The organism is Tessaracoccus flavus (assembly GCF_001997295.1).
GTDB classification, from domain to species: domain Bacteria; phylum Actinomycetota; class Actinomycetes; order Propionibacteriales; family Propionibacteriaceae; genus Arachnia; species Arachnia flava.
Genome location: NZ_CP019605.1, coordinates 1043171 through 1067098 on the forward strand (window position 1 = coordinate 1043171; position 23928 = coordinate 1067098).

Consider the following 23928-nt stretch of genomic DNA (forward strand, 5'->3'; position numbering starts at 1 on the left):
CACCCATGAGCCTTCTGCTGGAGACCGCTGCGGCCGCGCCCGCTGTTCCGACCTGGGTGATGGGAGCGCTGACGCTGCTCGTGTTGCTGGGGGTCATCGCCTGGATCGTCGGCTTCGGGTCCGGCCGCCCGCACTCCAAGTGACGACGACCGAGCTGGGCATCGCCCGGGCCGAGCGCCAGGGCCGGTACCGGCTCGGGGTCATGGGCGGCACGTTCGACCCCATCCACCACGGTCACCTCGTCGCCGCCTCGGAGGTGGCGTCGAAGTTCGCCCTCGATGAGGTGGTGTTCGTGCCCACCGGCGTTCCCTGGCAGAAGCGCAACCGCCAGGTTTCGCTCGCCGAGGACCGGTACCTGATGACGGTCATCGCCACCGCGTCCAACCCGCGCTTCTCTGTCTCCCGCGTCGACATCGACCGCCCGGGTGACACCTACACCGTCGACACCCTCAAGGATCTCCGGGCGGAGCGGGGCGCGCAGACCGACCTGTTCTTCATCACCGGCGCAGACGCGTTGCGGCAGATCCTCACCTGGCGCGGCGCGGACGAGCTGTTCAACCTCGCGCACTTCGTCGGGGTGACCCGACCCGGCGTACCCCTGACCCAGAGTGACCTCGCCCACCTTCCTGAGGGAGGCGTCACTCTCCTCGAGGTGCCTGCGCTGGCCATTTCCTCCACGACGTGCCGTGAGCGGGTGCGCGCGCAGCATCCCATCTGGTACTTGGTCCCCGACGGTATCGTCCAGTACATCGCCAAGCGCGGTCTCTATCCGGCCGCAGAAACAGGAGTGCCAGATGACAGTGAGTGACGACGTGCTGCGGCCGGTCCGGATCGCCGCCCAAGGGGCGGCGGACAAGTTGGGGCACAACATCGTCGCCTTCGACGTGTCAGAGCAGCTCGCCATCACCGACGTCTTCCTCATCGCCTCGGCCAACACCGAACGCCAGGTCGGCGCCATCGTCGACGGAGTTGAGGAGGCGCTCCTCAAGCACGGCTACAAGGCACTGCGAAGGGAGGGCGACCGCGAGAACCGTTGGGTCCTGCTTGACTACGTCGACTTCGTCGTCCACGTGCAGCATTCGGAGGAACGCACGCTGTACAGCCTTGAGCGGCTCTGGAAGGACTGCCCTCAGATCCCGCTGGACCTCGATCTGCCTCCCGCGGCGGACCCGTCCGACGACGAGCAGTGACGCCGCGGCCCGACACCCAGCTCGTGGTGTTGCGGCACGGCGAGACGGATTGGAACCGCGATCGGCGCTTCCAGGGCCATGCAGACATCCCTCTCAACGACGCCGGCCGCCAGCAGGCGGTGAAGCTCCGCAGCGCGCTGGCCCAGTGGCACTTCGACGCTGTCTACGCTTCCCCGCTCAGCCGCGCATTGGAAACCGCGCAGCTGGTCCGGCCCGGCAGTCACGTTGTCACGGACCCCAGGCTGAGTGAGATCGACGTCGGTTCGTGGGCTGGGCTCTCCCGCGACGAGGTGATCGCCGAGATGCCCTCCTACCCGGAGCACTACGCCAACGGGGTGGACTTCAGACGGTCGCCGACCGGGGAGCGGCCGAGCGAGATGGTCGCCCGTGCGATGCCCTTCTTCGACGAACTCGGGCTCCAACCGGCGGGGGCATCAATCCTCGTGGTCTCGCACGGCCAACTCCTGAACAGGGTTCTGCACGCCCTGCTCGGCATCGAGGGCCGGGTGCTCGGCGGACTGATGAACGCGCACTTCTCGCAGGTCCTGCACCATCACGGCGCGTGGCGCCTGCTCGCCCACAACGTCGGCGGGTCTAGCCGTTTCGTTCCCGCGTCGGCTGGCGGGCGATCCACTCCGCAAGCTCGACCCGCTGTCCAGTGAAGAAGGGCGTCTCCTCGCGCACGTGGAGCCGTGCTTCGACGCCGCGCTGGTGACGCATGGCGTCGGTGAGACGGTGGAGCTCGTCGGCCTCGAACGCGAGGATCCACTCGTAGTCGCCCAGCGCGAAGGCCGACAGCGTCGATGCGATGACGTCGGGGAACTCCCGTCCGGCCACGCCGTGCTCGTACAGCATCCGCGACCGGTGGTCATTGTCGAGGTAGTACCAGTCGTAGCTGCGCACGAACGGGTAGACGGTCAGCCACGGTCGCGGAGCGAAGCCGGCGAAGCAGCTGGGGACGTGCGTCCGGTTGAATTCCGCGGGCCGGTGCACGCCCATGACGGACCAGACCGGGGCCAGGTGCTCGCCCAGGGCCGTGCGCCGCAGAGCGTGATAACCGGCTTGGAGTTCGGCGGGATCGTGGGCGAGTAGCCACACCATGAGGTCGGCGTCGGCGCGGAAACCGCCAACGTCGTAGAAGCCGCGGACCGACGCGCCGGCGCCAGTGATGGCCTCCTCGACGTCCTCGAACAGCTCACCCGCGGGGAGCGCTTCCGGGAGGGCGAAGACCGAGTAGAGGGCGTACAGGGGAGTGGCGTTGATGGCTTCCAGATCGACGTCGTGCTCGTCGCGCTCGTCGCGTCCCGGGTGCTTGCTCATGGATTCCTTCAGGTGGTGATCGGGCGCGGCAGGCAGCAGCGGCCGGTGGAGAACTGGCAGAGGTTACGGGGTGCCGCCTCGCCGCGGGCGGCGGCCGCCTGCTCCAGCAGCCGGTCGACGAGCAGCGACACGAACTCGGGGTCCGGCCCGACCGTGGCCGCGCGCTCGTACGGGAGGCCGAGCTCTGCGGCGGTCTCGTTGGCCTGCGTATCGAGGTCGTAGATGACCTCCATGTGGTCGGAGATGAACCCGATCGGTGCTGCCACGACGCCGGCAACCCCCTCGGCCTGCACTTCGGGCATGCGGTCGTTGACGTCAGGCTCCAGCCACGGCACATGCGGCGAGCCTGAGCGTGAGCAGAAGGTCAGCTCCCAGGTCAGCTGCTCACCGAGCTCCTCGCCGGCCTCGGCTGCGACGGCGCCGGCCACCCGCAGGTGTTGCGCGTCGTACCGGTTCTCGGGCTGGCCGGTGTGTGAGGCCTCGTTCATCGCCGTCGGGATCGAATGCGTCACGAAGAGCACGCGAAGGGTCTGATCCCCGATCCGGGCGCGGAGGGTGCGGACAGCCTCGACGAGGGCGCGGGCGTTGGCGGAGACGAACTCGCGGCTCTCGCCGAAGGGATCGATCTTGTCGATCGTGATCGGCTTGCCGTCGGACGCCCCGGCCAGATCCTCGCAGTACTGCCGACAGTTGGAGTAGGAGGAGTAGGCGGAGGTCGCCACGGCAACGACGCGCTCGTGCCCCTCGGCCACGAGCTCGTCGACCGTGTCGGCGAAGTAGGGGTGCCAGTTGCGGTTGCCGATGACCACCGGAACATCGATGCCTCGGCGGGCCAACTCGACGCGTACGTCCTCCATGAGGGCTGCGTTCAGCTCGTTGATGGGGGAGCGGCCCCCGAACATCTCGTAGTGCTGGCTCACCTCGAGCAGCCGCTCGTCAGGGATGCCGCGGCCGCGGGTGGCGTTGCGCATGAACGGGAGTACGTCGGCGGACTCGTTGGGGCCGCCGTAGGAGGCGAAGAGAACTGCCGAATAGGGTGCGATGCTCACATGGCCTCCTGGGATTGGGAGCTGTCGAGGTCGCACACCTTGAGGTGGGTGACGGGGCAACGCTCAGTTTCGAGATCGTCGGGGTCGACATCGGGGCCGATTCCGTACAACTCCTGCATGGCATGCAGGTACTCGTGGGTCCTGCCGTGCTCGGCGGCCGCTCGGGCCTTGGTCGACGGCACGTGCAGCAGGCGGGTCGCCAGGCGCCGCAGCGCGAGGGCGGCGTCGTCGTGGCTGAGCTGCCGCTGGGGCAACCTCCCGATCTCGTCGGCCACCATGGCCATGACGGTCTCGCGGAGGCCCACGACGGCGGGGTCGACCACGCGGGAACGGAGCTTGGTGAGGGTCTGTGACACCCCGAGCTCAACCAGCGCCTCCGCCCTGCGCGTGTCCGCGGCGTAGGCGGGCCCGACCGCTGACTGGATGGTGGCGAGATCGACGAGCCTCACGCCAGGCAGGGATCGCACCTCCTCGGCGACGTCGCGATGGAGCGACAGGTCGAGGAAACGGGCGGGTCCCTGCACCTCCGCGGGCCCGATGACGGGCCGCCCGAGGCCCCGGCACGTCACGACAAGGTCAGCCTCGCGCAGCGCCTCGCACAGTTCTTCGGCGTGCTCGCAGGAGTGGCTGGCGGCGAACTCCGCCGCCCTGCCGCTGGACGAGTGGACCTGCAGCGACTGCACCCCCCGACCGCGCAGCGCGGCCACGACAGCACCGGCATAAGAACCGGTACCGACGATCAACGCTCGCGTGCTGGCCCAGTCGTCGATCCCCACGTGGTCGAGCCCGACGCCGACGACCGAGCGCCCGGCCCCCTCAAGGGAGGTCTCGCGCGCGATCCGGCGCGAAGTCTTGAGCGCTTCGTCGACGGCGATGTACAGGGGGAGCGACGTGTGTCCCGCCGCCTGCGCATCGGTCAGGCAGCGGCGGAGCTGTCCCGCGATCTCCCTCTCACCGACGACCATGGAGTCCAGACCCGCCGCGACGCGGAACACGTGCTTCAACGCCACCTCGCCGAGGAACACGTCCCAGGCCGGTGCCTCCTCGTAGTGCGCGGTCAGCGCGCCTCGCAGGCGGTGGGTGGTGACAGTGTCGTCAGTGTCGAGGATGACCTCGACCCGGTTGCAGGTGCTGAGCACCATCACGCCCTCGACGCCTGGGTGCTCGAAGAGGTCTGCGGCGATGTCGCTGGCCGTCGTGCTGGTGCGTTCAACCTCCGACAAGCCTTGCCGGTGGTGGGAGATGGAAAAGACTCGCATAGTCATGACTGGCCCCTATTCAAGCACCCTTTGCTGGATAAGGCAGAATCAATCCCGACATGAGTGCATTGCTTACCGCCCTGAGTGGCCAACGCCCCGAGAAGCTGCCCGTCTGGTTCATGCGCCAGGCGGGACGCTCACTCCCCGAATACAAGAAGGTACGGGAGGGCACAACGATCCTCGAGGCCTGCCTGAAGCCGGAGCTTGCCGCCGAGATCACCCTGCAGCCGGTGCGCCGTCACGGCGTGGATGCGGCGATCTTCTTCTCCGACATCATGATGCCGCTGGTGCTGGCCGGAGTGGGCGTGGAGATCCACTCGGGCGTCGGTCCCGTCATCGACGAGCCGATCCGCACGGCTGAAGATGTCGACGCGCTGGTCGGGCGTGAGATGGCCGATCCGTCAGCCATCAGCGAGGCGGTGCGGCTGGTCGTCGACGAGCTCGGAGACGAGACCCCACTCATCGGCTTCGCAGGCGCGCCGTTCACGCTCGCGGCCTACCTGGTGGAGGGGAAGGGCTCCCGGGACCACCTGGCGGCGCGGACGATGATGCACGCCGACCCGCACTCCTGGCAGCGGCTGCTCGCCTGGTGCGCGGAGCTCTCCGGCGAATTCCTGCGTGTGCAGGTCGACGCCGGCGCCCGTGCGGTGCAGCTCTTCGACTCGTGGGCGGGCGCGCTCACCCGCGCCGACTACGTCGAGCGGGTGGCTCCGCACTCCGCGGCGGCCCTCGCCGCCGTCGAAGGTCTCGTGCCGCGCATCCACTTCGGGACCGGCACCCGGCACATTCTGGACGACATGGCCGCCTGCGGCGTCGAGGCCATGGGCATCGACTACCGCACCCCGCTCGACGAGGCCGCGTGGCTCCTGCCGGGGCTGCCCCTTCAAGGCAACATCGATCCTGCACTGCTTGCCGCCGGCTGGGACGCCCTTGAGCGGCACGCCCTGGACGTCGTCGAGCGTGGCAAGGCCGCCCCTGCGCACATCGTCAACCTCGGCCACGGCGTGCCCCCGACCACCGACCCGGGGGTGCTGACCGACCTGGTTGCCCTCCTCCACGCGCTATGACCGCCATCGTCGTCGGCGGAGGCCTGGCGGGCCTCGTCGCCGGCTACCGGCTGGCCAAGGCAGGGCGTCGGGTCACCGTCATGGAGGCCACGACGCGGCTGGGCGGGATGATCCACCCCGTCGAGGTGGGAGGCGTTCGGGTCGACGCCGGCGCCGAGGCCTATGCCATCCGCGGCGGTGCCGCCCGGGCACTGTGCGAGGAGCTTGGGCTGGAACTCGCCGCCCCTGCGGGCCAGCCCCACCTGTGGTGGCCCCGCGGCACCTGGCCCATGGCCGAGGGCGTGCTCGGGATCCCCGCCTCCCTGGACGATCCGGCGCTCGGGGCTCTCGATCCCGATGAGCTCGAGACGCTCACCCGCGACGGGGAGCTGCCGGCATCGGTCGGGGCCGACGCCTCGACTGTCGGTGAGCTGGTCCGTGCACGGCTGGGAGACGGGGCGGTCCGGCGTCTGGTGGCGCCGGTCGCGCATGGCGTCTACGCGCTCGACCCCGACAGGATGCCGCTCAACGCGTTCGCCCCCGGACTGCTCGCGGCCCTGGCCGAGCATGGTTCGTTGCTCGCGGCCGTCGCGTCGATGCGACATCCCGGAAGGGCGGCTGTGGAGCAACCCGTCGGGGGCATGTACACCCTCATCGACACTCTCGCGGAGCGGATCGTCGACCTGGGCGGAGAGGTGCGCACAGCGTCCCCGATCGTTGCCGTCGCCCACGCGGGCCCCGACTTCGTGGTCGGGCTGCCGGGCGGCGAGAAGTTGCGGGCCGACCGGCTCGTGCTGGCCACTCCCGGCGCTGCCGCGGTCTCCCTCCTCGGCCGTCTGGCGGTCGACGTCGCGGCGCCCCCCATCAAGAAGGCGCGGCAGGCGGTGCTGGCGGTCGAGCATCCGGGACTCGCGGACGGCCCGGTCGGCTCGGGGCTGTTGGTGGGCGAATCCGATCCGTCCATCGGCGCCAAGGCGCTGACCCATTACTCACTCAAATGGCCGTGGGCACGCAGGGGAGACCAGGAGATCTTCCGTCTGTCCTATCCCGAGAACCACGTCCCGAGCAGGACCGATGTCATGGCCGACGCCTCGCGGTTCCTCGGCGTGGAGCTGCGAGACGCGCAGATCACTGGCTTTGCCGCCGTCACGTGGGACGCGATGCCCGGCAGGCTGGACGCGCCGGTTCGCGAGTTCGTTCTCGACACGGTCGCGAAGGCCGGGATCGACGTCGTGGGAGCGTGGCTGGACGGCAACGGCATCACCGCCGTCGTCGCCGGCTGCGATCGGGTCACCGGATGAGGTTGCGCCTGGGGACCAGGGGGTCCGCCCTCGCCGTCGCCCAGTCCGAGCAGATGGCAGGACTCCTGCGCGACCGGGGTCATGACGTCGAGCTGGTCCGCATCAAGACCGGCGGAGATGTGGCGAAAGGCTCCCTCACCCGGCTCGGGGGCGTGGGTGTGTTCGCGGCGGAGCTGCGCACCTCACTCCTCTACGGTGCGGTGGACTTCGCGGTCCACTCGCTGAAGGACCTGCCGACGACTCCCGTGCCCGGCCTGCACATCGCAGCCATCCCCCCTCGGGCCGACGCCCGGGACGTCCTCATCGCCGTCGACGGACAGAGGCTGCAGGATCTTCCGCCCGGGGCGACGGTCGGCACAGGGTCGCCGCGCAGAGTGGCCCAGCTGCGCGCACTCAGGCCTGATCTGAGCTACGTCGACGTCCGGGGCAACATCGGCACGCGCCTGGCGCGGGTCGCTCCCGGGGATCTCGATGCGGTGGTGCTCGCCGCCGCCGGGCTGGCCCGCCTGGGTCTGCTCGATCGGGTCACCGAGTTTCTCGACATCCTTCCCGCCCCCGGGCAGGGCGCGCTGGCGTTGGAGTGCCGCACGGATGACCCGGGCGTCGCGGAGGCGCTGGCGGAACTCGACGACCCTGCCACCCGCCTCGAGGTGGAGGCCGAGCGTACGGTGCTGGCAGCGTTGGGCGGTGGGTGCGCCGCCCCCATCGCGGCCTGGGGGCGCGGGGAGCTGTTGACCGCCGGGGTGTTCGCACTCGCTGGGACAGGGTCCCGGCGCACTCAGCTGCCCCTGACTGGACACTCCGGGGCCGATGCCGCCCGCATTCTCCTCGACGACGGGGCCGCTGAGATCGCGGATCTGGTGGCCTCTCGACCCTCCCGACTCGCCGACCTGCACGACGACGCCTCCCTCTGGCGGGGAGAGACCACGCTGGCGGGGATCAACGTGCTGCTGCCTCGGGAGGGTGGCCGGCTGGGCGAGGCGCTGCGGGCGGCCGGAGCCGAGGTCACCGAGACCCCGCTGCAGCGCCGCGTCACGCTGCACCCCGCCACCGGCGTGGAGGGGTACGACTGGATGGCCGTGACGTCACCCGCCACCGTGACGGTGCTCGGTGAGCTCGGTCTGAGGCCGTCGGCCGAGACCCGGATCGCGGCCGTGGGGCGAGCGACGGCCGGGGCCGTGTCGGATGCCGGGTGGCGCGTCGACCTGGTGCCGGAGGGACCCTCCACCGCCGAGGCGCTCGCGGAGGCCTGGCCGGCGGGGGCAGGCCGCGTGGTCATCCCCGGATCGGCGCTCTCGTCACCCGTCCTGGCCGAGCGTCTCCGGGCCAAGGGGTACGAGGTTGACACCCTCCCCATCTACACGATGGAGGCGCTTGCCGAACCTCCGCAGGAGCTGGCACGCGGCGTCGTCGATCGCGCCTACGACGTGATCGTCATCACGTCCGGCTCCATGGCCCGCGCCGTCGACGAGCTTCTAGGGTGGCCCCCGGCGACAGCCGTGGTGGCGTTCGGCCCGCCGTCGGCCCGCGCCCTGGCGGCGCTCGGAGTTCCGGTGGCCGCCACGGCCCAGACCCAGGATTCAGACGGCCTCATCGCCGCCGTCGCCTCCATCCGAAAGGACACGAGATGACCCAGATCAGGCCCAGGCGCCTGCGCACCAGCCCCGCGATGCGCGCCCTCGTGCGCGAAGTGGCCGTCCGGCCGTCCCAGCTCGTTCTCCCGACCTTCGTGGCCGACGAACCCGGCGACATCTCGTCGATGCCGGGGGTCAACCGGCTCACCGTCGACGACGTGGCGCGGCAGGCGGAGCGTGCAGCAGCGCTCGGGTTGGGCGGGATCATGCTCTTCGGTGTGCCGTCCGACGACGTCAAGGATGCCGACGGCACCCAGGGCTGGGCCCCGGACGGCATCCTGCAGCGCGCGCTCCGTTCTGTCCGCTCGGCGGTCGGCGACGACATCGTCGTGATGGCCGACACCTGCCTTGACGAGTTCACCTCGCACGGCCACTGCGGCGTACTGGGGGAGAGCGGGACGGTCGATAACGATGCGACGGTGGCCCACTACGTCTCCATGGCCGTGGCCCAGGCGGAGGCGGGGGCCCACGTGGTCTCGCCGTCGGGGATGATGGACGGCCAGGTGGCGGCGATCCGCTCCGGTCTGGACGACGCCGGACTGCAGGACACGGCCATCCTCGCGTACTCGGCGAAGTACGCGTCGGCCTTCTACGGGCCGTTCCGCGAGGCGGTGACCTCCTCTCTGGTGGGAGACCGGCGGACCTACCAGCAGGATCCCGCCAACCGTCGGGAAGGGCTTCGCGAGGCGTTGCTCGATCTCGCCGAGGGCGCGGACATGGTGATGGTCAAGCCCGCCGGGTACTACCTCGACGTGCTCTCCGACGTCGCAGCAGCCTCGCAGGTGCCGATGGCTGCCTACCAGGTGTCGGGGGAGTTCGCCATGATCGAGGCCGCCGCCGAACGGGGCTGGATCGACCGGCGCCCGGCGGTGGAGGAATCCGTGACGGCGATCGTGCGGGCCGGGGCTGACATCGTGTTGACGTATTGGGCTGAGGAATTGGCAGGGTGGTTGCGGTGAACGCAGATCAGGATCTGTTCGAGCGGGCGCGGAAGGTCATCCCCGGTGGGGTGTCATCCCCGGTGCGGGCCTTCGGATCGGTCGGTGGCGCCCCGGTCTTCGTGTCGCGCGCGAGCGGCCCCTACATCGTGGGGGCGGACGGCGTCGAGTACGTGGACCTGGTGTGTTCCTGGGGGCCGGCGTTGCTGGGGCACGCCCACCCGGAGGTGGTCGAAGCCGTCCGCGGGGCCGCCGGGCGTGGCCTCTCGTTCGGCGCCCCAACGGAGGCCGAGGTCGAGCTGGCCGAAGCCATCCGCAGCCGCGTCCCCGCCGCCGAACTGGTCAGGTTCGTCTCCACCGGCACCGAGGCCACGATGACGGCTGTCCGGCTGGCGCGCGGCGCCACTGGCCGCGACATCATCGTCAAGTTCGCCGGTTGCTACCACGGTCACTCGGATGCTCTGCTCGCCGCCGCCGGGTCCGGGGTGGCCACGCAGGGGCTGCCGGGATCGGCGGGGGTCACCGCCGCCGCTGCGGCGGACACGATCGTGGTCGGATACAACGACCCGACCGCGCTCGACGCTGTGTTTGAGCGGATGGGAGACCGCATCGCTGCGGTGATCACGGAAGCGGCCCCCGCGAACATGGGGGTGGTGCCACCCTCGGCCGGGTTCAACGCGCTCATCCGTGAGCTGACGGCGCGCCACGGAGCCCTGATGATCCTCGACGAGGTCCTGACGGGGTTCCGCGTGGGTCCTGCCGGATGGCTCGGGCTCGAGGGCGGCTATCGGCCGGATCTCATCACCTTCGGCAAGGTGGTCGGGGGAGGCATGCCGCTGGCGGCCCTCGGCGGGCGGGCCGATCTCCTGGGAATGCTGGCCCCGCTCGGCCCCGTCTACCAGGCTGGGACCCTGTCGGGTAACCCCTTGGCCACGGCGGCCGGGCTCGCCACTCTCCGCCTCGCGGACGACGCGGTGTACGAGCACGTCAACAGGCGCTCGGCTGAACTCCAGTCCGCCGTGGGGGAGGCCCTCAGCCGCGCCGGCGTTCCGCACGTCGTTCAGAACGCCGGCAACCTGTTCTCCGTGTTCTTCCGCGCCGAGCCGGTGCGCACCTACGACGACGCGAAGGATCAGGACACGGCGGCCTTCGCCCGCTTCTTCCACTCGATGCTGGATTCGGGGATCGCCCTGCCGCCGTCGGCCTTCGAGGCCTGGTTCCTGTCGGCGGCACACGACGACCGTGCGATGGCCCGGATCACGGACGCCCTTCCGCAGGCGGCACGGGCTGCGGCGGATTCGTGAGAAGCTAGGGCAGCACAGACATTCAGGAGGATCAACGGTGAAGCTTCGGTTGGGTACGCGCGGTTCGGCGCTGGCGATGGCGCGTTCGGAGGCCGTGGCGGAGATGCTGCGGGGTGCTGGACACGAGGTGGAGATCGTCAAGGTCTCCGGGCACGACACCGACACCATCCATATGCCCGAGGGGTACTCGCTGGGCGAGTTCGCCAAGGTGCTCCGCGGCTCCCTCGAGGATGGCCAGTGCGATGTTGTGATCCACTCGGTCAAGGACGTGCCGCTGACGTACAAGCCCGGCGACCTGGTCTTCCCTGCGGTCCTGAAGCGCGGCGACCACCGCGACGCACTCTGCACCACCTCCGGTGTCCCGCTCTCTGCGCTTCCGCGAGGATCCAGGGTCGGCATCACCTCGCTGAGGCGCCTTGCCCAGCTCAAGGCCCTGCGCCCGGACCTCACGTTCGTCGACGTCGTCGGGACACTGGTGGACCGCCTGCGTCTGCTTGCACCCGGCGAACTCGACGGCATCGTGGCCTCCGCCGCGGGCATCCAGTCGCTCGGCCTCGAGGACCGGGTGGCCGAGTATCTGCCGATCATGACCGCGCCGGGCCAGGGCGCCCTGGCGCTGGAATGTCGGGCGGCCGACGAGGACGTGGTCGCCGCACTTGCCGAGTTCGACGACATCGAGACCCGCATCTGCATCGACGCCGAGCGGGCGGTACTGACCGGCCTCAAGACCACCTACATGGCGCCGGTGGCTGCGATCGCCACCCGCAGAGGCATCCTCGGGCTCAAGGCGGGCGTCTTCTCTGTGGACGGCGCCAAGCGCAACGTCCTCGAAGTGGGTCTGCCGACCTCGCTCTACCACGCCCAGCGAACCGGCTTCAACGTCGCCAACGCGCTCCTGGCGCGCAAGGCCGAGCGGTTCATCTCTGAGGAGGCCATCGCCTCCTTCAAGATGACGGCCGACCATGCGGAGGATTCTTCCTTCATCGAGTTCGAGGACGACGACAGGCTCCGCGTTCTGTTGCCCCGGCCGGAGGGCCGCATGTCGCAGGCCCTGCGGGCCAATGGGCTGCGCGTCGACTGTGTGGCGCTCCAGGAGGCGAAGCTGGTGTCCGCAGACAACCGGCTCGACTGGGGCGACTGGGTCGTGGTCCCGTCTGCGCAGACCGTCTGGGCGCTTCGTGAGAGGGGATGGGACATCCCCGGCGACGCGAAACTTGCGGCCATGGGCACGACCACCCGGCTCGTCGTAGAGGAGGCCGGCAGGAACGTCGATCTGTGCCCTGAAGGTCCCGCGAGCTCGCAGAAGCTGGTGGAGCTGTTCCCGAAGGCCGAGGGCAAGGTGCGCGTGGTGATTCCCTGCGCCGACCAGTTCGCCACGCGGCTGGAGGACGGGCTCCGCGCCAAGGGGTACGAGGTTCTCCGGCTCGAGGTCTACACCATGGCCGACCTGGACGAACCGGACGCGAAGCTGAAGGAAATGTGGGATGAGGGGGCCTGGAATGCAGTCTTCCTCGTCACCCCGTCGCAGGTGCGCCCTTACATGGAACTTCTCGGCCATCGCGACGACGTGCAGGTGGTGGTGTGGGACGACGACACCGCCAGCGCCGCGAGGGCAGCAGGGCTACCCGTGCTGGCCGTGGCCGTCCAGAAGGACGACTACGGCGTGGCTGGCCTTGCCCGGGCGCTGGAGCGTACCCGTAGCTAGGAGCCTGCTGAACAATCATGCCTCGGCTGCGGCGCACCGGAGGCAGCATTGTTCAGCACCCTCCTAGCTCGAAACCGCGATGCTCGGGGGATCCGCGGCGGCTGAGCCACCTCGATAAGGGTCGCGGTACTGGCGAGGTTCGCCCACCTCGGGGGACGTCGGTAACGCGGCAGCATCGGCTGCTGCCAGGAGCGGCAGATCCATCGCCCCCCACGCCGCAATCCTGAGGAGTGGAATTCGCGAGGCCTGATCGGGGCCGGGCCCGGCGGTTGACAAAGTTCTCATGCTCCTGACTTTAGAACGCATGTCCGACAAAACCGTCGTGCGCATCGACCATCGCCCGATTTTTCATTTTCGGAGCTCGTGCGCTAACGTATTCCAAGTCGCCGGAGGGCGTCACGGGGCTATGGCGCAGTTGGTAGCGCGCTTCCATGGCATGGAAGAGGCCAGGGGTTCGAATCCCCTTAGCTCCACCACATCACCCGCCCGATCTGCCCCGCACTGCGGGGCATTTCGCGTTTCGGACGGCAGTCGCCCACGCACGCGTGTTGAATAGGGGCCAGCGCAGCCGGAGGAGTGCAATGACAACGAGCGAGATCGTCTGGCTTCGGAGAGACCTCCGCAGGCATGACCTGCCAACTCTCGCCGCCGCTGCCGAACGCAGCGGCAGTGTCGCTCCCGTCTTCGTCCTCGACCCGGCCTTCTGGGACACCGCGGGCGCGCCGCGGCGGACGTGGCTCGCGCGAACACTGATGGCGCTGCGCGACTCCTACGAGGGCAGGCTCACACTGAGGCTCGGTGATCCACAGGCGCTGCTTCCCGAGATCGCGGGCGAGTTCGGTGCCACCTCCGTGCACATCTCCACCGAGACCGAGCCGCAGGGAGCAGCCAGGGACGCCGCGGCGGGCACCGCCCTGCGCGAGCGGGGGGTGACCCTGGTGGCGACCGGCAGCCCGTACGCCGTCACCCCCGGACGGATCCGTCGAGCCGATGGGGAGCCGTACCAGGTGTTCACCCCGTTCAGTCGCGGCTGGCGGGACCACGGGTGGCGGGCTCCGGCGGAGGAGCCCGCGGACCTCCGACTGGCCGACGACCGCAGCGATCCATCGGCGTGGGAGGTCGTCGCCCAGGCGGCCTGCTGCGATGAGGTTCAGCTCCCGGAGGCGGGCGAAGCAGCGGCCCAGGAACGCTGGGAGTGGTTCCTCGACGAGGGGCTGGAGCGCTACGGGCACGACCGCGACCGGCCCGACCTCGACGGCACGTCGCGGATGTCCGTGTACCTCAAGTTCGGAGTGGTCCATCCCCGCACCCTGCTCGCAGATCTGGAGGCGAGGACTGGCACGGGCCCCGAGCGGTACCGACTCGAACTGGCGTGGCGGGAGTTCTACGCCGACGTCCTCCACCATCATCCGGACTCGCTGTGGCAGGATCTGCGCCCAGCGCTCACGCACATGCGCTACGACGAGCCGGGGGCGGCGGTGGAGGCCTGGCGGCAGGGGAGAACCGGATTCCCCATCGTCGACGCCGCGATGCGGCAGTTGCTCGGCGAAGGGTGGATGCACAACCGACTGCGCATGGTGGTGGCGAGCTTCCTCATCAAGCACCTCCACACGAGGTGGCAGGTCGGTGCGGACCACTTCCTCGACAGGCTGGCCGACGCCGACCTGGCCTCGAACCAGCACGGGTGGCAGTGGGTCGCCGGCACCGGCACCGACGCCGCCCCCTATTTCCGGGTGTTCAATCCCATCCTGCAGGGGCAGAAGTTCGACCCCAACGGCGACTTCGTCCGGCGGTGGGTGCCTGAGCTGCGTCCCATCGACGGAGCGGCCGTGCATGAACCGTGGCGCACGGCGCTCGCCCGCGACCTCGATTACCCGACCCCCATCATCGATCTGAAGGCCGAGCGGGCTGAGGCGCTGGAGCGGCTCTCCGAGGCCCGGGACGCCCGCGAGACACAGCCCACCGAGCACGAGAGAAGGAGCTGAAGCGATGGATGCAGACGTCGTCATCATCGGAGCGGGGGTGGCCGGCCTTAACGCGGCCCGCGTCGTCAAGCGGTCAGGGGCGACGCCCGTGGTCCTGGAGTCGTCTCAGGAGATCGGCGGCCGAGTCCGCACCGAACTCGTCGACGGTTTCAAAGTGGACGTCGGCTTTCAGGTGCTGAACCCCGGCTATCCCGCCCTCAGAAAGGCGGTGGACCTCGGCGAGCTGGGTCTCAGGAGCTTCGGGCGTGGAGTGTGCGCGCGCACTGACGGCCGCCTCGTCGAGATCATGGATCCCTCGCGGGCTCCTTGGCGGGGCGCTGCGGCCCGGCTGGCCGCGCGCGATCCGCGGGCAGTCGGACGTCTGGCCCTGTGGCTCGGTGACCGTGCGGGCGCCGACGTCACCCTCAGCGAATCGCTCGACAAGGCCAAGGTGCACGGATTCTGGCGCTCCCTGCTCGAGGGATTTCTCGCCGGGGTCATCGGTGATGACTCCGGCTCGACCTCGGCGAGTTTCACCCGGGGCCTGGTTGGCTGGTTCCTGCTCGGAACCCCAGGCCTGCCTGCCCAGGGAATGGCTGCATTGCCGGCCCGCCTCGCGGAGCGGTCGGGTGCACAGGTGAGGCGCGGGGTGCGGGTCACCTCGGTGTCCCCTGAGGGTTCGGGCTGGGTCGTGAAGACCGACGGTGACACCTGGCGCGCCAGATCGGTGATCATCGCGACCGACCCGTGGACCGCTGTGGCCCTCGCGGGTGGGCCGTCGCCTGCGCCGGCCCGCGGGCTCGCCACCTGGTGGTTCGACGCCCCCGTGGCGCCAACCCGATCGAATCTCCTCCACCTCGAGGTGGATCGGCGGGGACCGGTGGTCAACACCGCCGTCGTGAGCAACGCCCAACCGTCCTACGCCCCGGCGGGACGGCACCTCGTGCAGGCATCGACGTTGTGGCGCGAGGACCGGCAGCCGACGGAATCTGAGGTCAGGCGGCACGCGGAGGCGATCTACGGGAGCTCGACGGCCGACTGGCGGGTGGTCGCCGCGCACGTGGTGCGCGACGCCCTCACGCCGGTCCTGCCGGGCAGGGAAGCGCCGACCATCGAGGCGGGTCCAGGCCTTTACGTGGCTACCGACGCAGGCGAGGCCTCCCTCCAGGGCGCGCTGAGACGCGGTGCCGCCGCGGGGGAGAGGGCTGCCGCGTGGACAGGGGCCAATCAAGGCCCTGAGCCTGTCGAAGGCTAACGGCCCCGGCTGTTCCCTGAGCTTGTCGAAGGGTAACGGCCCCGGCTGTGGTCGCCGCCCCCGTGGACAGGGGCGGCGGTCGACCACGGTGCCGTGACCCTTCGACAAGCTCAGGGAACGGAAGGGACAAGCTCAGGGAGCGGAGGGGACAAGCTCAGGGAGCGGAGGGGACAAGCTCAGGGAGCGGAGGGCTACTCGGGGAACTGCGGCCCTCGACCGATGCGGATCGGGCCTCGGGCACCAGGTTCCACGGGCGCGCCCGCCTGGAGCACGTCGACCTCCCCGCGATCGCGGAGCGCCCAGGCGCGGTCACGTACCGCGTCCATGAGATCGCGCCAACCATCGCCGCCCACCACGCGCGACACCTCGCTGGGGCAGATGGTGCCGTCGGGGCGGCGGCGGAGCAGGGCCCGGATGGTGGAGTCGATGCGGGTGGTCAGACCCTCCGTAGTGGCCTCCTCCCACCACGGGTCGCCGCGCTCGCCGAGGGCGACCTTCGCGTCCTGGACGCGGTGGCGCGCCGCATCGCCGTCGGCCTTGACGGCGCGCCGTGCGTCCATGAGGGCGCCGACCAGCTGTGCCTTCAGCGTCTCCGGGATAGCGGGATCCGTGGCGCGCCAGCGTCGGCCGCCCACGACGATGTGATGGCCGTCCTCGGTGGTCTCGATCTCAGCGCCCACGTCCTGAGCGTAGTCACAGGTGTGGCGCCGCCGTGGCTGATCCGGTTCAATGGGCGCAGTTCAGGGCGACGGTCCCTGTCCACCCGCAGCGTCAGGAGATGCCATGCCGATCAGTTCCCCACCCGCCGGCGTCGTGCTGGCCGCGGGACTGGGCACCCGGTTGCGCCCCCTCACCGAGTTCAGGCCCAAGGCGTTATGCCCGGTGGCCGGCGTGCCCCTGCTCGATCACGCGCTGCGCAGGATCAGGCCGTTTGTGAGCGGGTCCGCCGTCAACGCGCACCACCTGGCTGACCAGGTCCGGCGACACCTGGACGGCACGGGCGTCCACATCTCCTACGAGGAGGAGCCTCTCGGTAGCGGTGGGGCGATCGCACAGTTGGCGGGATGGATCGGGGACCGCGACGTGCTCATCCACAACGCCGACGCCTGGCTGGTCGACGACCTCACCACGCTGATCAGCAACTGGGACGGGGAGTTGCCCCGTCTGCTGGTGACACCGGCCGACGGCGTCGGCGACTTCGGCGGCTGGAACTACGTCGGGGTCTCCCTGCTGCCCAACCGCTTCGTCCGCGACCTGCCGACGGGGTTCAGCGGCCTCTATGACGAGGTGTGGGCTGGGGAGCATGAGCGCGGCCGCCTGGAGTTCGTGGAGGCACACGGTCCGGTCGTCGACACCGGCACGCCCGCTGACTACCTCACGGCCAATCTTCTCGCGAACGGGGGCGAGAGCGTCATCGGTGAGGGCGCCGTCGTGGAGGGCTCTGTCGTCGAATCAGTCGTGTGGGACGGCTGTCGGGTCGGACGTCACGAGAGGCTGGTCCGCTGTATCCGGGGGGATGGCGGGGTCACCGTCCAGGCGTAGGACGCTCAGGCGTCACTTGGGGACGAACATCGGGATGACGCTGTCGAAGGACAGACGCATCCCCATCCCGCTCGCGACGATGACGCCGACGCCCAGAAGGATGGCCACCACCACGATCGCGAAGCAGGCGTAGCCGACGACGCGGCCCACCAGGTGGGGACTGTGGTCCTCGGTGTTGACCATCGTGCCGGAACCCCAGCTGAGCGCTCGGATGCCCATGGCGAAGATCGCCGGCAGCCCGGCCCCCAGCACGAGGCCGGCCAGCAGCACATTTCCCGCCCCTTCGAGCGCAAGCCACACTGTGTTCACTGCTTGACCTCCTCAGCGGCCGGGGCGCTCTCGTCGATGACGAGCGGCTCCTCAGGGATGACGGCGGGAGCGCCGGGGCTCTGGGCCGTGGCGAGCTCAACCCATTCGTCGTTGACGTTGCGGTGGTCCACTGCGCTGCGCTTCGAGCGCTGGTACATCCAGGCCGAGGCCGCGACGAGGATCGAGAACACCACGAGCGCACCTGGCAGGCCGCCGATGAGGTGACCGACGACCCACAGGGCTGCACCGACGAGGCCCGCGGCTGGCAGGGTGATGCCCCACGCCAGCAGCATTCGCCCGGCGATCCGCCAGTTGACGGTGGCGTCGCGTTTGCCGATGCCTGTGCCGAGGATCGAGCCCGTGGCGACGTGGGTGGTGGACAGGGCGAAGCCCATGTGGCTTGAGGCGAGGATGACCGCGGCCGAGGACGACTCGGCGGCCATGCCCTGCGGGGACGCGATCTCCACCAGCCCCTTGCCCAAGGTGCGGATGATCCGCCAGCCGCCGAGGTAGGTGCCCAGAGCGATGGCGAGGGCGCAGGTGAATTTGACCCAGAACGGGACGGCGGTGAGGTCGGTCCACGCGCCGGTGGCGATGAGCGCGAGCGTGATGACGCCCATCGTCTTCTGGGCGTCGTTGGTGCCGTGCGCGAGAGACACGAGGCTCGCCGAACCGATCTGGCCCCACCTGAAGCCGCTCTCACGGTACTTCTCGGCCACGCCCCGGGTGATCCGGAACACCAACCAGGTACCGACGGCGGCCACCAGAACAGCGACGACCGGCGACATCAGGGCGGGCAGGATGACCTTGCCGACGACACCGTCGAGCTTCGTTCCGTCCCCGACCCACTTGACCCCGTTGACCCCGAGGCCCGCCATCGTCGCACCGACAAGCCCTCCGAAGAGGGCGTGCGAAGAACTGGACGGCAGGCTGAGCAGCCAGGTGAGCAGGTTCCAGATGATGGCACCGGCGAGACCGGCCAGGATGATCATCAGCAGTGCCATGCCCCCGTCCCCGATGAGTTCGGGTCGCGGAGCCCCGCTCGAGTCCTGGATGTTGACCACGGCGTTGGTGACCGTCAGGGCCACCTCCACCGACAGGAAGGCGCCGATGAGGTTGAGCACTGCCGACAGGGTCACGGCGGTCTTCGGACGCAGGGCGCCGGTGGCGATCGACGTCGCCATCGCGTTACCCGTGTCATGGAATCCGTTGGTGAAATCGAAGGCCAGAGCAACGACGACAACGAGCGCTAACACGATGAGTTCGGGGGGCACGTGTTCCAGTGTGCACGCACGGCCTTCGCATCTCCGAATCGGGGTCGGCCTGAGCACAGGGCACGGGTACATTTGGTGGGCGGTGACGCTACGGCGGTGCAGCATTAGAACAAGTCGGCGAAATGTCGGAGGGGGTGCCTACGATGCGCCGCATGAACAAACGGACGTTGTGGACGGACTCCCTCACGGTGGACGGGATCGAGGCGGAGGTCACTTACAAGGACATCAAGAACATCCGCCTGCGCGTGCTGCCCCCCGACGGCCGTGTGCGCGTCTCGGCGCCGTACCGCACCCCCGCGGAGAACGTGGAGAGGTTCGTGATCAGCCAGCGCGACTGGATCGTCCAGGCGCGTGCGAAGGCGCGGCTCATGGCACCCGCCCGGGAGCCCCTGACCGATGGGGGGCGCGCCCTGCTGTGGGGAGAATGGCACGAGGTCCGGTTGGAGGAGGGACGCCGCGTCAGCGCCCGAGTCGACGGCCGGACGATCAGGCTGAGCGCCGCGGACGAGGGGGAGCGCCGCCAGGCGCTTGAAAACCTCTACCGCGCGGAGATCCAATCGGCCGTGCCGGCACTGCACGATCGGTGGGCGGCCATCACGGGGCGCGCGGCCTCGACCTTCCGGTACCGGCGGATGACCAGCCGATGGGGGAGTTGCCAGCCGGCCACCGGTGCCATCAGCCTCAACATCGCATTGGCCGAGCGGAGGCCCGAATTACTCGAGTACGTGCTCGTGCATGAGCTGACCCATCTGTGGGAGCGGGGGCACGGCCCCGCGTTCTACGCGCGGATGGATGCGGCTCTGCCGGACTGGCGGCGACGCCGGGGCCAGTTGAAGGGGCCTTTGTGACGACGCTGGAGGCGCAGGTCTGGCGCGCGGCGGCAGAAACCCACCGCGTGGAGGTCGAGGGCGAACTGGCCGACGTCGTCTACCGGCGCGACCGCGGCCAGCGCCACCCCGTCGACGACTTCCTCTTCCACTACTACAACCTGCGGCCGAGCCAGCTCGCCCAGTGGCATCCCGGAGCGGGCGTGGCGCTGGACGACGCCGCCGAGTACGCAGACCGCCCGTTCTACTCCTCCGTCGACGGTGTGGCACGCCTCGACGTGGGAGCCTTCCTGGCCAAGCGAGGGGCGACAGTGGTGACCGCGCGGGACCTCCTCGCCGCGACCGCCTCCGCAGCCCCCAGGTTCGGTTGCTTCGGGATGCACGAGTGGGCCATGGTCTACCGCCTCGAGCCCGACGAGACACGCCACCCCTACCTGCAACTGCGCTTCCCGCCGGACGCGCTGGCGAAGATCGTGGAGGACGTGGGGTGTCGATGTTCCCACTTCGACGCGTTCCGGTTCTTCACCCCCGCTGCGAAACCCCTCAACCTGGTCGCTCCCTCAAGGGATCGGCAGGCCGAGTTGGATCAACCGGGTTGCCTCCACGTGAATATGGATCTGTACAAGTGGGCCTCGAAATTGAGCCCGGCCGTCCCGTCAACGGTCCTGCTGGACACGTTCCGGCTCGCGAGAAGGATCCGACGGGTGGACATGGCTGCGTCCGCCTACGACCTCAGCGATTGGGGAATTGAACCGATCCGTGTGGAGACGCCGGCGGGGCGGGCCGACTACGTCGAGCGCCAGAAGGGCTTTGCCGCGGAGGCGGCCCCCTTGAGGACCGCTCTGCTGGAGATCGCTGAAGATCTACTCAACCGGGAACCGTCGCTCGTGCGTAGACAAGGGTGAAGCCTCTCGAAGGAGTTCCCCGTGACCCACACCGCGTGTTACCCGCACACCGCCGATAGATCGGTTTATGCTGCCGCTGGCTACCCAGTTCTTCCCCCTGCGAGGTCCAGCGTGTTTTCCTTCCCCGGCGCGAGGCGTCTCCTCACAGCCATGGCCGTGACCGCGATCCTGGCCACGGGATGCGCCCCGGGTGCCATGGCCCCGGACATCCTGGCGACGCCCCGTCCTCCGGTTGTGGCCCCCGAGCCAAGCCCCGAGGACAGCGACCCCGCTCCGATCGGGGAGCCGACAAGCCCGGCGCCGACCGTTGTCTCCTCGCCGATCTTCACCCCCACCTCAAGGCCGACGCCCACCCTGACCTCCAGCCCGGTGCTGTCGCCTGAGCCAAGCCCCTCTCCTGAACCCCAACCCACGCCGGCGGAAACCGAGACCGTCCGGCCCGAGCCGGAGGCGCCACCTGCGCCGCCGGCACTGCTGGAGCAGGGCGCCAGCGGCGACTCGGTGCGGGACCTGCAGCACCGCCTGCTGCAGCTGGAGTGGTTCGAGGGGAAGATCACCGGAAGCTACGGCGACGCCACCCGGCTGGCCGTCGAAGGGTTCCAGACCAAGCGGGGGCTACGCGCCACCGGCGCCGTCGACCAGGCCACCCTCGACGTGCTGAACGCCATGACGCGTCAGCCCACGCAGGACGAGATGTACAACGTGCTGCGGCCCGGCCCTGCGATCCTCGCGCCCGGCAGCCAGGGCGACGACGTCAAGGACCTGCAGGCGAGGTTGAAGCAGATCGGCTGGTTCCACGACGCGATCGCCGAGACCTACGGGCCCAAGACGACGGAGGCGGTCCGTGGATTCCAGGAGAAGCGGCAGATCCCGGTCACGGGCGAGGTCGATCAGCGAACCCTTGACCGTCTTTACGGCATGACCCGCAAGCCGACCTCCGACGAACTCAACAACGTCGTGCCCGAGAAGGCGCCGACCCCGGCCATGGTGCTGGACGACCGCTGTCTGCAGGGCCGCGTCATCTGCATCTCGAAGTCGCAGCGCAGGCTCGCCTGGGTGATCGACGGCAAGATCCAGTCGACGATGGACGTCAGGTTCGGATCCGTGCAGACCCCCACTCGAAACGGCGTCTTCTCGGTCTACTGGAAGTCCCGCGACCATGTGTCCAGCCTGTACGACTCGCCGATGCCGTTCGCGCTGTTCTTCTCCGGCGGGCAGGCCGTCCATTATTCGGCGGACTTCGCGGCGCGTGGCTACGACGGCGCCTCCCACGGATGCGTCAACGTCCGTGACAAGCAGGCCGTCATGGCGCTCTTCGACGCCTCCCGCGAGGGGGACAAGGTCGTCGTCTATCAGTGAGCGATGTTCGCCTGCGGGCACCGTCGCTCTGCCCGAGGGCGCGGCCGTGGGCTAGTCTTCGTGCGTCCGGACGAAAGGGGCCTCGGTAGTGATCTGGCTGGCCATCGGAATGCAGGTTGTCTCCTCGTTCCTCTTCGCGAGCGGGGCGATCCTGCAGAGTCTCGGAGTCAAGAGCACGTTCGATCCGACCGGCACGGCCTCGTCGAACCGGCTCACGATCGCCGGTCTGTTGTCGCTGTTCCGCATCCCCAAGTGGTTGCTCGGACTCACGTTCGTGTTCGCGGGAGCGGGCATCCACCTCGTCGCACTGTCGTTCGCGCCTGTCACGGTGGTGCAACCCGTCGGCATCCTGGCTGTTCCCTGGTCCGTCCTTCTGGCCGCCCGGATCCACAAGCACAAGCTCTCCGGGAAGATCTGGCGCGCGGTCGCGATCACAGTGACGGGCGTGGTGGGCTTCACGATGTTTTCCTCGACGTTCGCAACGGCGGTGCAGAACGTGACGTTCGCGCCGATGTTCGTTGCCTTCGTGGTGGTGTGCCTCGTGTGCGCGGTCCTGTCGTACGTCGCCACGAAGTCGGCTCCCTGGCTGAAGGCCATGATGTGGTCGTCGGTGGGAGCGACCTTCTACGGGCTGGCCTCCGGTCTCATGAAGGCAGCCATGGACATGATCCTCAAGCACGACCGATCCTTCGCCGAGCCCGCTGTCCTCGGCACCATCGCGATGATGGTGGCCTGCTACGGCCTCGGGGTGTGGATGATCCAGCAGGGCTACGCCTCAGGACCGGCGGAGATCACAGTGGGGACGATGACGACGGTGGATCCGTTCGTCGCAGTCCTGTTTGGCCTCCTCGTCCTCGGCGAGGGTGCAGGCATGGGGGTCGGGCCCGCACTCGGCATGGCTGGCTTCGGCGCGCTGGCCGTGTACGGCGTCGTTCTTCTGTCGAAGGATCACCCGGACGCGATCGAAGAGCGCAGGGTCGCCGCTGAAGCCAACGCTCCCGCCGCCGCTCCTCCCATCTCCTGACGCGTCGTCGGCGAGTGCTCAGGGTGCTTCGACCGGCAGCGCGTTGAGGGCCACCCGACCCGATGGGGTGGTCAACACGATGGTCGAGTCCGCCTGGGGCATGTAGAACGTGACCTCGCGTTCGACGGGCTCGCCTGCCCTGACGATGAACGAGCTGGGGTCCACCGGATCGTAGCTGTCCCGGCTCTCATTGGTGAAGGCGAACACCGCGAAACCGTATTCGCCCGTTTCGATCTCCACCCGGATGCGCAGACGCAGCTTCTGCTCGCCCCACTGGTAATCGACGATTTCGAAGATCCCGTCACCGTTGCCCTCGAACGGGATGTAGTTGCCCGTTCGGCTCTCGGTCGGGGTCGCCTGGGCGTCGGCGCTGGCGGAGACAGGTGCGGCTGGCTCGGCCGGGCCGCCGGTGAAGAACTGAGCACCGACGAGCAGCGTCGCGATGAGGACGACCACGCCGATCACGATCCCCCAGACGCCCTTGCTCTTGCGCGGTGGGGTCAACTCTTCGATGGACGGTTGCCGGTGGTCGGACTGGCCGAACGGCTGGCGCGGGTCTCGGCCCTGAGCGTCGTGGAACTGCTGCGGACGCCAGTTCGGATCCTGCTGCGCCCACGGGTTGTTCTGCTGACTGCCCGGGGGAGGCCACTGCTGATTGCTCATGATCGATCCAGCGTACCCAGACCCGCCACCCGTCGTCACCGACGGGGAGGTTGTCCACAA

Annotated in this window: 24 protein-coding genes, 1 tRNA gene and 1 pseudogene; 19 read left to right on the forward strand and 7 right to left on the reverse strand. The window is 69.3% G+C overall.

All coding sequences use genetic code 11. The features are described 5' to 3' along the window. The first annotated feature begins 5 nt into the window (after window positions 1-5). The 4 genes from RPIT_RS15320 to RPIT_RS04665 are packed head-to-tail and all read left to right on the forward strand — an operon-like array spanning window position 6 to window position 1852. Window positions 6-143, forward strand: coding sequence for a hypothetical protein (locus RPIT_RS15320; RefSeq protein ID WP_169835150.1), 138 nt, complete (start codon window positions 6-8; stop codon window positions 141-143). Window positions 144-202: 59 nt separating this feature from the next. Then, the gene (gene nadD / locus RPIT_RS04655; protein ID WP_237267861.1) at window positions 203-808 is read left to right on the forward strand and encodes a nicotinate-nucleotide adenylyltransferase; all 606 of its coding nucleotides are present in this window, start codon (window positions 203-205) and stop codon (window positions 806-808) included. After that, a complete protein-coding gene (gene rsfS, locus RPIT_RS04660) occupies window positions 795-1190 on the forward strand; it encodes a ribosome silencing factor (protein WP_077341123.1) in 396 nt (131 codons plus the stop codon). Before nadD ends, rsfS begins: the two co-directional genes overlap by 14 nt. Beyond that, window positions 1187-1852, forward strand: coding sequence for a histidine phosphatase family protein (locus tag RPIT_RS04665; protein WP_162274493.1), 666 nt, complete (start codon window positions 1187-1189; stop codon window positions 1850-1852). Before rsfS ends, RPIT_RS04665 begins: the two co-directional genes overlap by 4 nt. Here RPIT_RS04665 and hemQ read toward each other — a convergent pair. From hemQ to RPIT_RS04675, 3 genes are read right to left on the reverse strand one after another with little or no spacing between them, the layout of a single operon-like run. Beyond that, the gene (gene hemQ / locus RPIT_RS15595) at window positions 1785-2510 is read right to left on the reverse strand and encodes a hydrogen peroxide-dependent heme synthase (RefSeq protein WP_226996337.1); all 726 of its coding nucleotides are present in this window, start codon (window positions 2508-2510) and stop codon (window positions 1785-1787) included. The genes RPIT_RS04665 and hemQ overlap by 68 nt on opposite strands. An 8-nt stretch (window positions 2511-2518) precedes the next feature. Further along, window positions 2519-3559 carry a ferrochelatase gene (locus tag RPIT_RS15600; protein ID WP_226996338.1) on the reverse strand — a complete coding sequence of 347 codons (1041 nt, stop codon included), beginning with the start codon at window positions 3557-3559 and terminating at the stop codon, window positions 2519-2521. Beyond that, window positions 3556-4824 (reverse strand): glutamyl-tRNA reductase, encoded by a 1269-nt coding sequence (locus tag RPIT_RS04675; protein ID WP_077341127.1) that lies wholly within the window; start codon window positions 4822-4824, stop codon window positions 3556-3558. Before RPIT_RS04675 ends, RPIT_RS15600 begins: the two co-directional genes overlap by 4 nt. 53 nt (window positions 4825-4877) lie before the next feature. On the opposite strand from RPIT_RS04675, the gene hemE reads away from it, so the two are divergent. The 10 genes and pseudogenes from hemE (at window position 4878) to RPIT_RS04720 (ending at window position 15965) form a co-directional block, all read left to right on the forward strand. After that, the gene (gene hemE / locus RPIT_RS04680) at window positions 4878-5885 is read left to right on the forward strand and encodes a uroporphyrinogen decarboxylase (protein WP_077341129.1); all 1008 of its coding nucleotides are present in this window, start codon (window positions 4878-4880) and stop codon (window positions 5883-5885) included. Next, window positions 5882-7165: a protoporphyrinogen/coproporphyrinogen oxidase gene (locus RPIT_RS04685; protein ID WP_077341131.1), complete on the forward strand. Its 1284-nt coding sequence runs from the start codon at window positions 5882-5884 to the stop codon at window positions 7163-7165. Before hemE ends, RPIT_RS04685 begins: the two co-directional genes overlap by 4 nt. After that, window positions 7162-8046, forward strand: a pseudogene (gene hemC / locus RPIT_RS15605) (hydroxymethylbilane synthase); the annotation flags it as partial. The gene RPIT_RS04685 and the pseudogene hemC (RPIT_RS15605), both read left to right, overlap by 4 nt. 63 nt (window positions 8047-8109) lie before the next feature. Beyond that, complete coding sequence (locus RPIT_RS15610; RefSeq protein WP_226996382.1) at window positions 8110-8796, forward strand: uroporphyrinogen-III synthase; 687 nt, start codon at window positions 8110-8112, stop codon at window positions 8794-8796. Beyond that, a complete protein-coding gene (hemB, locus tag RPIT_RS04695; RefSeq protein WP_077341133.1) occupies window positions 8793-9758 on the forward strand; it encodes a porphobilinogen synthase in 966 nt (321 codons plus the stop codon). The genes RPIT_RS15610 and hemB overlap by 4 nt, the downstream gene beginning before the upstream one ends. Next, the gene (gene hemL, locus RPIT_RS04700) at window positions 9755-11041 is read left to right on the forward strand and encodes a glutamate-1-semialdehyde 2,1-aminomutase (protein WP_077344207.1); all 1287 of its coding nucleotides are present in this window, start codon (window positions 9755-9757) and stop codon (window positions 11039-11041) included. The genes hemB and hemL overlap by 4 nt, the downstream gene beginning before the upstream one ends. Window positions 11042-11078: 37 nt before the next feature. After that, the gene (gene hemC, locus RPIT_RS04705) at window positions 11079-12746 is read left to right on the forward strand and encodes a hydroxymethylbilane synthase (protein WP_077341136.1); all 1668 of its coding nucleotides are present in this window, start codon (window positions 11079-11081) and stop codon (window positions 12744-12746) included. 400 nt (window positions 12747-13146) lie between these two features. Beyond that, window positions 13147-13222: transfer RNA gene (locus tag RPIT_RS04710), tRNA-Ala, on the forward strand. 105 nt (window positions 13223-13327) lie between these two features. Continuing rightward, window positions 13328-14731, forward strand: coding sequence for a cryptochrome/photolyase family protein (locus tag RPIT_RS04715; RefSeq protein ID WP_077341138.1), 1404 nt, complete (start codon window positions 13328-13330; stop codon window positions 14729-14731). A 4-nt stretch (window positions 14732-14735) separates the two neighbouring features. Continuing rightward, window positions 14736-15965: an FAD-dependent oxidoreductase gene (locus RPIT_RS04720; RefSeq protein WP_077341140.1), complete on the forward strand. Its 1230-nt coding sequence runs from the start codon at window positions 14736-14738 to the stop codon at window positions 15963-15965. 191 nt (window positions 15966-16156) lie between these two features. Here RPIT_RS04720 and RPIT_RS04725 read toward each other — a convergent pair whose 3' ends face one another. Further along, complete coding sequence (locus tag RPIT_RS04725; protein WP_218121520.1) at window positions 16157-16645, reverse strand: DUF3253 domain-containing protein; 489 nt, start codon at window positions 16643-16645, stop codon at window positions 16157-16159. Between the two features lie 103 nt (window positions 16646-16748). Here RPIT_RS04725 and RPIT_RS04730 point away from each other — a divergent pair, with 103 nt between their 5' ends. Beyond that, window positions 16749-17507: an NTP transferase domain-containing protein gene (locus RPIT_RS04730; protein WP_077341142.1), complete on the forward strand. Its 759-nt coding sequence runs from the start codon at window positions 16749-16751 to the stop codon at window positions 17505-17507. Between the two features lie 12 nt (window positions 17508-17519). Here RPIT_RS04730 and RPIT_RS04735 read toward each other — a convergent pair whose 3' ends face one another. Continuing rightward, a complete protein-coding gene (locus RPIT_RS04735) occupies window positions 17520-17816 on the reverse strand; it encodes a hypothetical protein (RefSeq protein WP_077341144.1) in 297 nt (98 codons plus the stop codon). After that, window positions 17813-19090 (reverse strand): inorganic phosphate transporter, encoded by a 1278-nt coding sequence (locus tag RPIT_RS04740; RefSeq protein ID WP_218121521.1) that lies wholly within the window; start codon window positions 19088-19090, stop codon window positions 17813-17815. The genes RPIT_RS04735 and RPIT_RS04740 overlap by 4 nt, the downstream gene beginning before the upstream one ends. 152 nt (window positions 19091-19242) lie before the next feature. On the opposite strand from RPIT_RS04740, the gene RPIT_RS04745 reads away from it, so the two are divergent. The 4 genes from RPIT_RS04745 to RPIT_RS04760 all read left to right on the forward strand — a co-directional run bounded on the left by RPIT_RS04745 (window position 19243) and on the right by RPIT_RS04760 (window position 23205). Next, on the forward strand, window positions 19243-19938 hold the full coding sequence (locus tag RPIT_RS04745; protein ID WP_162274495.1) for a M48 family metallopeptidase: 696 nt from the start codon (window positions 19243-19245) through the stop codon (window positions 19936-19938). Continuing rightward, window positions 19935-20822 carry a hypothetical protein gene (locus RPIT_RS04750; RefSeq protein WP_093664703.1) on the forward strand — a complete coding sequence of 296 codons (888 nt, stop codon included), beginning with the start codon at window positions 19935-19937 and terminating at the stop codon, window positions 20820-20822. The genes RPIT_RS04745 and RPIT_RS04750 overlap by 4 nt, the downstream gene beginning before the upstream one ends. A 150-nt stretch (window positions 20823-20972) precedes the next feature. Next, window positions 20973-22181: a L,D-transpeptidase family protein gene (locus RPIT_RS04755; protein WP_226996339.1), complete on the forward strand. Its 1209-nt coding sequence runs from the start codon at window positions 20973-20975 to the stop codon at window positions 22179-22181. Window positions 22182-22269: 88 nt separating this feature from the next. Beyond that, entirely contained in the window at window positions 22270-23205 is a 936-nt protein-coding gene (locus RPIT_RS04760; RefSeq protein ID WP_077341150.1) for a hypothetical protein, read from the forward strand. 18 nt (window positions 23206-23223) lie between these two features. Here the strand turns inward: RPIT_RS04760 and RPIT_RS04765 are convergent, their stop codons facing one another. Continuing rightward, window positions 23224-23868, reverse strand: a complete 645-nt coding sequence (locus RPIT_RS04765; RefSeq protein ID WP_077341152.1) for a hypothetical protein — start codon at window positions 23866-23868, stop codon at window positions 23224-23226. Window positions 23869-23928: the final 60 nt, after the last annotated feature.

Coding starts and splice junctions, on each gene's coding strand:
- RPIT_RS15320 (WP_169835150.1), top strand. CDS start 6: ATGAGCCTTCTGCTGGAGACCGCTGCGGCCGCGCCCGCTGTTCCGACC.
- nadD (WP_237267861.1), top strand. CDS start 203: ATGGGCGGCACGTTCGACCCCATCCACCACGGTCACCTCGTCGCCGCC.
- rsfS (WP_077341123.1), top strand. CDS start 795: ATGACAGTGAGTGACGACGTGCTGCGGCCGGTCCGGATCGCCGCCCAA.
- hemQ (WP_226996337.1), bottom strand. CDS start 2,510: ATGAGCAAGCACCCGGGACGCGACGAGCGCGACGAGCACGACGTCGAT.
- RPIT_RS04675 (WP_077341127.1), bottom strand. CDS start 4,824: ATGACTATGCGAGTCTTTTCCATCTCCCACCACCGGCAAGGCTTGTCG.
- hemE (WP_077341129.1), top strand. CDS start 4,878: ATGAGTGCATTGCTTACCGCCCTGAGTGGCCAACGCCCCGAGAAGCTG.
- RPIT_RS04685 (WP_077341131.1), top strand. CDS start 5,882: ATGACCGCCATCGTCGTCGGCGGAGGCCTGGCGGGCCTCGTCGCCGGC.
- hemB (WP_077341133.1), top strand. CDS start 8,793: ATGACCCAGATCAGGCCCAGGCGCCTGCGCACCAGCCCCGCGATGCGC.
- RPIT_RS04715 (WP_077341138.1), top strand. CDS start 13,328: ATGACAACGAGCGAGATCGTCTGGCTTCGGAGAGACCTCCGCAGGCAT.
- RPIT_RS04720 (WP_077341140.1), top strand. CDS start 14,736: ATGGATGCAGACGTCGTCATCATCGGAGCGGGGGTGGCCGGCCTTAAC.
- RPIT_RS04730 (WP_077341142.1), top strand. CDS start 16,749: ATGCCGATCAGTTCCCCACCCGCCGGCGTCGTGCTGGCCGCGGGACTG.
- RPIT_RS04745 (WP_162274495.1), top strand. CDS start 19,243: ATGAACAAACGGACGTTGTGGACGGACTCCCTCACGGTGGACGGGATC.
- RPIT_RS04755 (WP_226996339.1), top strand. CDS start 20,973: ATGGCCGTGACCGCGATCCTGGCCACGGGATGCGCCCCGGGTGCCATG.
- RPIT_RS04765 (WP_077341152.1), bottom strand. CDS start 23,868: ATGAGCAATCAGCAGTGGCCTCCCCCGGGCAGTCAGCAGAACAACCCG.